7 protein-coding genes are annotated in these 6458 nt (G+C 71.5%); 2 read left to right on the top strand and 5 right to left on the bottom strand.

Features of this window, described 5'->3' with window-relative positions:
* Window positions 1-289 precede the first annotated feature (289 nt).
* Together VKT83_06770 and VKT83_06765 are read left to right on the top strand one after the other, a co-directional pair.
* Window positions 290-898 (top strand): Fe-Mn family superoxide dismutase, encoded by a 609-nt coding sequence (locus tag VKT83_06770; protein ID HLY22157.1) that lies wholly within the window; start codon window positions 290-292, stop codon window positions 896-898.
* Between the two features lie 102 nt (window positions 899-1000).
* Window positions 1001-1279 (top strand): zf-TFIIB domain-containing protein, encoded by a 279-nt coding sequence (locus tag VKT83_06765; GenBank protein HLY22156.1) that lies wholly within the window; start codon window positions 1001-1003, stop codon window positions 1277-1279.
* On the opposite strand, the gene VKT83_06760 is transcribed toward VKT83_06765, so the two are convergent.
* From VKT83_06760 to ribD, 5 genes are read right to left on the bottom strand one after another with little or no spacing between them, the layout of a single operon-like run.
* A complete protein-coding gene (locus VKT83_06760; GenBank protein HLY22155.1) occupies window positions 1252-2856 on the bottom strand; it encodes an amidohydrolase in 1605 nt (534 codons plus the stop codon). The genes VKT83_06765 and VKT83_06760 overlap by 28 nt on opposite strands.
* Entirely contained in the window at window positions 2853-3338 is a 486-nt protein-coding gene (ribH, locus tag VKT83_06755; GenBank protein ID HLY22154.1) for a 6,7-dimethyl-8-ribityllumazine synthase, read from the bottom strand. Before ribH ends, VKT83_06760 begins: the two co-directional genes overlap by 4 nt.
* A gap of 7 nt (window positions 3339-3345) precedes the next feature.
* Complete coding sequence (locus VKT83_06750; GenBank protein ID HLY22153.1) at window positions 3346-4536, bottom strand: bifunctional 3,4-dihydroxy-2-butanone-4-phosphate synthase/GTP cyclohydrolase II; 1191 nt, start codon at window positions 4534-4536, stop codon at window positions 3346-3348.
* Entirely contained in the window at window positions 4536-5261 is a 726-nt protein-coding gene (locus tag VKT83_06745; protein ID HLY22152.1) for a riboflavin synthase, read from the bottom strand. The genes VKT83_06750 and VKT83_06745 overlap by 1 nt, the downstream gene beginning before the upstream one ends.
* A gap of 11 nt (window positions 5262-5272) precedes the next feature.
* Window positions 5273-6400, bottom strand: a complete 1128-nt coding sequence (gene ribD / locus VKT83_06740) for a bifunctional diaminohydroxyphosphoribosylaminopyrimidine deaminase/5-amino-6-(5-phosphoribosylamino)uracil reductase RibD (GenBank protein HLY22151.1) — start codon at window positions 6398-6400, stop codon at window positions 5273-5275.
* Window positions 6401-6458: the final 58 nt, after the last annotated feature.

Raw genomic sequence — 6458 nt, 5'->3', positions numbered from 1 at the left:
CGCTGGGAGGAGACCTACAACAACGTCCGGCCGCACCAGGCGCTCGGTTACCTCACTCCGAACGAGTACCTCGCTCAATGGCAGGCGGCTCAGCGATGAATTTGGAGGCTGGTGTAGTCGGATCTACTGGACCAGTACACGGGGTTGCCCGGGGCGCGCACCGCGGCCTATAATGAAACCGTCCGCTCTACAGACTGCCGACGGCGTAAGCCGGAGGCGTCCCGCCAGTGACCCCGAGCCGGCTTTCGGATCGGCAGTTCGCCAGATATCCCGAGAGGAGGAACAGTGAATGGCCAAGTACGAGGCCAAGAAGTTTCGGTCGTTTGACGTCGAGTTGACCGGCATCAGCAAGAAGACGATGGAAGAGCACTACAAACTCTATCAGGGCTACGTGGGCAAGGCCAACGAGATCCTGGACCGTCTCGCCAGCGGCCAGGTCGACCTCTCCAAAGCCAATCCGACCTACTCCGAGCTCCGCGAGCTCAAAGTCGAACTGACGCGCGCCGTCGGGGGCGTCAAGAACCACGAGCTGTACTTCGAGCATCTCGGCGGCAAGGGCGGCAAGCCGTCCGGCAAGACGCTGCAGCTACTCGAGAAGGCGTACGGGTCGTTCGAGAACTGGCAGGCCGAGCTGAAGGCCACCGCGATCGCGGCCCGCGGATGGGCGTGGCTCGCCTACGATTGGGACACCGGCGCCTGCCTCAACTACATCGGTGACGAGCAGAACACGTATCCGATCTGGAACTGCACACCGCTCGTGGCGCTCGACTGCTTCGAGCACGCCTACTTTATCGACTACGGCACCGGCAAGGCCTCGTACATCGACGCCTTCTTCAAGAACCTCGACTGGGACGTGATCACGAAGCGCGCCGATCACTTCGGCATCCTCAACCGCTGACGCGGCGCGCCGCGACACCCGAGTGGGCGGGACCCGGACGGCGTCCGGGTCCCGCCGCGTTGAGGAGGAGGTGCAACCGGCCCACCGAAGATGACCGGCGTCATGAGCGATCGATTCCATCGCGATGACGTTCGGGCTGCGATTCCCCTGACGCGCGTGTGCCCCGAGTGCCAGGAAGAGATGGAACTGATCACGGCCGACGACGTCGGCGAAGTGCTCGTGTACGAGTGCCCCGAGTGCGGCTCGCAGGAAGAAACCCGCATCGAGAGCGAGGACGAGGACGGCGACGCCGCCACGCTCCCCGGGCCGGACATCTGGATCGACGACGACGCGGAGACCGACGTCGCGGCGGATCAGGACGAGGTCGACGACTCCGAGTAGCGCACCGTCCCGCCCACCGCGGTGAAGCGCACCCGCACCTCGGGAATGCGGTCCGGCGGAATCGCGAAGAGATCGTCCGACAGGCCCACGAAGTCCGCCACGCAGCCCGGCGCCAACCGCCCCTTCACGTCCTCCTCGCCGGCGGCGTACGCCGCCCCTTCCGTATAGGCGTCGACCGCCTCACGGGCGGTGAGCGCCTCGTCGGGGCGCCACGCCGGACGCTCGGGCTCGTTCGTGCGTTTCCGCGCCACCGCGGCGTAGATCCCGGTCAGCACGTCGAGCGTCTCGACCGGCGCGTCCGACCCGAAGGCAAGATGCGTGCCGGCCCGCAGCAGCGAGCGAAACGCGTACGCGTGCCGGCCCCGGTCGCCCCAGTAACGGTCCACGATGTCGCGGTCCTGCGTGCAGTGAATCGGCTGCATCGACGCAGTGACGCCGAGCCGGGCGAGCCGTGGAAGGTCGTCCGGATGGAGCACCTGCGCGTGTTCGATCCGGTGGCGCAGGCCGTGGCGCCGCGAGTCCGCCGGCGCCGCCTCGATCGCGTCGAGCGCCCACCGGTTGGCGCGGTCCCCGATGGCGTGCACCGTAACGGCGATGCCGTGCGACGATGCGCGGGCGGCGAGATCCCGCAGCTGCTCGCGCGTCCGGACCACGACGCCGCGGTTTTCCGGCTGTCCCTCGTAGGGCTCGAGCATGCTCGCGGTTTGCGGGCCGAGCGCACCGTCCGCAAAGATCTTCACGCCGCCCACGCGCAGCCAGGGATCGCCGAACCCCGTTCGCAGGCCGACGGCGATCGCGGCGTCGAGCGAGTGTTCGGGAATGGCCATGCAGACGCGCACGCCGAGGCCGCCGCGCGCCCGCAGCCGTTGGAACGCCGCGAAGACGTCGCCGTCCTCGACGACGTGCACCGCGCCGATCCCGGCGCGGTGCGCGGCCCGCGTGGCGTCCTCAATCGCCTGCTCCAGCAGTTCCGGGGACGCCGTTTCCGCGAGGTCCGTCACCGCGTGGATCGCGCGCTCGGTCAGGAGGCCGGTCGGCTCGCCGGTCGCCGGGTCGCGGACGATCACGCCGCCTTCGGGATCCGGCGTGCCGGCGCCGATGCCCGCGCGCTCGAGCGCGGCGGAATTGACCCACGCCGCGTGGCCGTCCTTGCTGCGGAAGACCGCGGGCCGGCCGCCTGTCACGGGGTCGAGATCGGCGCGCGCGGGAAAGCGGCCCTCCGGCCACAGGTTCTTGTCCCAGCCGCGCCCGCGCAGCCACGCCCCGGGCGGCGCCGCGCGCGCCGCGCCCGCGACGGTGGCCGCGGCGTCCCGCAGCGACCGGGCGCCGCTCAAATCGACGCTGCGCATGGCGAGCCCAACCGCGGCAAGATGGATGTGACTGTCGGTGAAGGCCGGAAGCACCGTCGCCCCGCCGAGGTCCGCGCGCCGGGCGTGCGGGAAGGCGTCGCGAAGGGCGGCGTGCTCGCCGACCGCGACGACCCACTCCCCGCGGGCGACGAACGCCGCCGCGCGCGGCGTCTCCGGATCGCCCGTGTGGACGACGGCGTTCTCGAAGAGCACCTCATGCCGGCTCACGCCCCGCCCCCCCGCACGCGTCGCAGCAGCGCCGCCATCTCGACGGCGGCCAGCGCCGCGTCTTCGCCTTTGTTGCCGTGGGCGCCGCCGCTGCGCTCCTCGGCCTGGGCCATCGTGTGCACGGTGAGCACGCCGAGGGTGACCGGCACCTGCTCGTCGAGCGCCACCCGCGCGAGGCCGGTCATCGCCCCCACGCCGATCATCCGGTCGTGCGTCGTCTCCCCGCGGATGACGCAGCCGAGGCAGACGATCGCGTCGTAGCGGCCGGTGCGCGCGAGGCTCTGCGCGAGCACGGGCAGCTCCCAGGCGCCCGGCGTCCATTCGACGTCGATCCGCTCCTCGCTCACCCCGCACCGCGCGAGCCCTTCCCGCGCCCCCTGCAGCAGCCGCCGCGTGATCCGGTCGTTGAACCGGCTGACGGCGACGGCAACCCGCAGATCGCGGCCGTCCGGCCTGCCCTCGTCTTCGCGCCGTCCCGCCATGTCCGCCCTAGTCGATGGACAGCAGATGTCCGAGCTTGTGGCGCTTCGTCGAGAGATAGCGGTAGTTCTCCGGGTTCGGCGGCACCTCGATCGGCACGCGCTCGACGACCTCGATGCCGTACCCTTCCAGTCCCACGCGCTTGGCCGGGTTGTTGGTGAGCAGGCGGATCCGCCGCAGGCCGAGGTCGATGAGGATCTGCGCCCCCACCCCGTAGTTGCGCGGATCCGGCGCGAAGCCGAGCAGCTCGTTCGCCTCGACGGTGTCGCGGCCGGTATCTTGAAGCGCGTAGGCGCGGATCTTGTTGGTCAGGCCGATGCCGCGGCCCTCCTGCCGGATATAGACGAGCACGCCGCGCTCCTCGCGGGTGATCGCCGCGAGCGCCGCGTGCAGCTGCTCCCCGCAGTCGCAGCGCAGCGATCCGAACACCTCGCCGGTGAGGCATTCCGAATGCATGCGCACGAGCACCGGCTCGTCTCCGGAGAGATCGCCGCGGGTAAGCGCGAGATGGCTCGCGCCGTCGAGCGTGTTTTCGTAGACGACGGCCCGGAACTCGCCGAACGTCGTCGGGAGCCGCGTCTCACCTTCCCGGCGCACGAAGCGGTCCTGCCGCACGCGGTAGCGGATGAGATCCTGCACCGAGATGATCGGCAGGCCGTGCCGCCGCGCGAACGCCTGCAGCTGCGGCAGGCGCGCCATCGTCCCGTCCTCGTTCATGATCTCGCACAACACCCCGGCGGGCCGGCGGCCGGCGAGCGTCACGAGGTCGACTGCGGCCTCCGTGTGTCCCGCGCGGCGCAGCACCCCGCCCGGAGTCGCGCGCAGCGGAAACACGTGGCCCGGCCGCGAGAGATCTTCCGCCCGCGTGGATGGATCGACGAGCGCCCGGATGGTGGCGGCGCGATCCGCCGCCGAGATGCCCGTGGAGATCTTCTCTTTCGCACCCACCGAAATTGTGAACGCGGTGCCCTCATGGGAGGTGTTGTGGGAAACCATGAGCGGCAGGTCGAGCGCTTCCACACGTTCCGCGGAGAGCGGCACCGTCACCAGTCCCCGCGCGTGGGTGAGCATGAAGTTCACCTTCTCGGCGGTGGCGCACTCCGCTGCCATGACCAGATCGCCTTCGTTCTCGCGGCCCTCGTCGTCGACGACGATGACAAATCCGCCGTCACGAATCGCCGCGATGGCCGTCTCGACCATTACTTCCTCACCGCCTTCCGACGCCGGCGCATACCGCCGGCTAGTCCCCGAGGGGGGCGCCGTCTGCCCGGCCGCCGCCGAGCGGCGGGCGGCCTTTCTGGCGCGCCTGCGCGACGCGCGCGGCGCGGCCGGAGCCCGCCGGCCAGCCGCTCGACGTACTTCGCAAGAATGTCGACCTCAAGGTTGACCTCGCGCCCCGGCTCGAGCGATCCGAGGGTCGTCACCTCGCACGTGTGCGGGATCAGCGCCACCCCGAAGCGGTTTCCCGCCCACCCGGCGACGGTCAGGCTCACCCCGTCGACGGCAATCGATCCCTTGTCGGCGATGTAGCGGGCGAGATCCGGCGCGACCGCGATCTCGAGGCGGCGTGCCTCCGCAACCTCGCGCAGCGCCACGACGCGGCCGACGCCGTCCACGTGGCCTTGTACGATGTGCCCGCCGAGCCGTCCCGTCACCGGCACCGGACGCTCGAGGTTGACCGAGGTTCCCGGAGCCAGCCGGCCGAGGGTGGTGCGCGCGAGCGTCTCCGGCGACAGATCCGCGGCGAAGGCGCCGCGCTCGAACGTGACGGCCGTGAGACACACTCCGTTCACCGCCACGCTGTCGCCCGCGCGGAGGGCTTCGCCGTTCAACGCGGCGCCCGCGTCGATGACCAAACGGACGCCGCGCGCGTCCCGCCGCATCTCGCGAACCTGCCCCATTCCTTCGACGATTCCCGTGAACATCGGCCGGCGCCCTACCCCCGTTCCACGTATGCTTCGATCAGCACGTCGCCGCCGAACCGGTGCACCTCGACCGTCCGGAGGCGGCGCGCGTCCACCATCGCCGCAACACCGGCGCCGGCGCTCGCGGCAGGCCCGCCGCCGCCCACGACCGCCGGCGCGACGTAGGCCAGCACCTTGTCGACCAATCCCGCCTCGATGAACGCGCCGTGTACCGCGGCGCCGCCTTCCACCAGCAGGCTCAGCACGCCGCGCGCGCCGAGCTCGTGAAGCACCGCGGAAAGGTCGACGCGCTCGCCGGCGCCGTCACAGACGAGCACCTCGACCCCCCGATCCTCGAGCGCCCGGCGCGCGGCCGCCGGCGACGCGCGAGTCGTCGCGACGATGACCGGGATGCCGTCGCGGGCCAGCACCCGCGCGTCGCGGGGCATCCGCAGCCGGCTGTCCAGCACGACGCGGCGCGGCCGTCCCGGCCCACGGTTGGGCGCCGAGTCGCCGGTGCGCGCCGTCAACGCCGGATCGTCCCGCAGCACCGTGCCGACGCCCACCAGGACGGCGTCGGAGACCGCGCGGACCCGGTGGGCGTGCGCGCGCGAGACCTCGTTGGAGATCCAGCGCGAGTCGCCGGTCCGGGTGGCGATCCGCCCGTCGAGCGTCATCGCCCATTTCGCGGTGACAAACGGCAGGCCGGTCGTGCGGTGCGTGATGTACGCCTCGTTGAGACGCCGGGCCTCGGCTTCACCCGCGCCGACGGCCGTCTCCACGCCGGCCTCGCGCAGCCGCGCGAGGCCGGCGCCCCGCACCTGCGCATCCGGGTCGACCATCGCGGCGACGACGCGCCGGACGCCCGCGGCGACGATCGCCTCGGTGCACGGACCCGTGCGCCCGGTGTGCGCGCACGGCTCCAGCGTCGTGTACAGTGTCGCGCCGCGCGCGCGCGCGCCGGCCTCACGCAGCGCAAAGATCTCCGCGTGCGGCTCGCCGGGCTTCGGGTGGTAGCCGCGCCCGACGACACGGCCGGCGGCGACCACGACCGCGCCGACCATGGGATTGGGACTGGCCGTCCCCGCTCCCTTGGCCGCGAGCGTCAGGGCCTCGCGCATGTACGTTTCGTCGCCGGTCTCGCGATCCGTGTCCGCCAAAAAACAACACCCCGAGGAAAGACACAGCGCCCCCGGGGCGTACCACACCCGTCTAGAT

It is taken from the genome of bacterium, assembly GCA_035308905.1.
Lineage (GTDB): Bacteria > Sysuimicrobiota > Sysuimicrobiia > Sysuimicrobiales > Segetimicrobiaceae > DASSJF01.
Note: the sequence above shows the minus strand (reverse complement) of the source record. Positions and strands in the feature narration are given on the sequence as shown.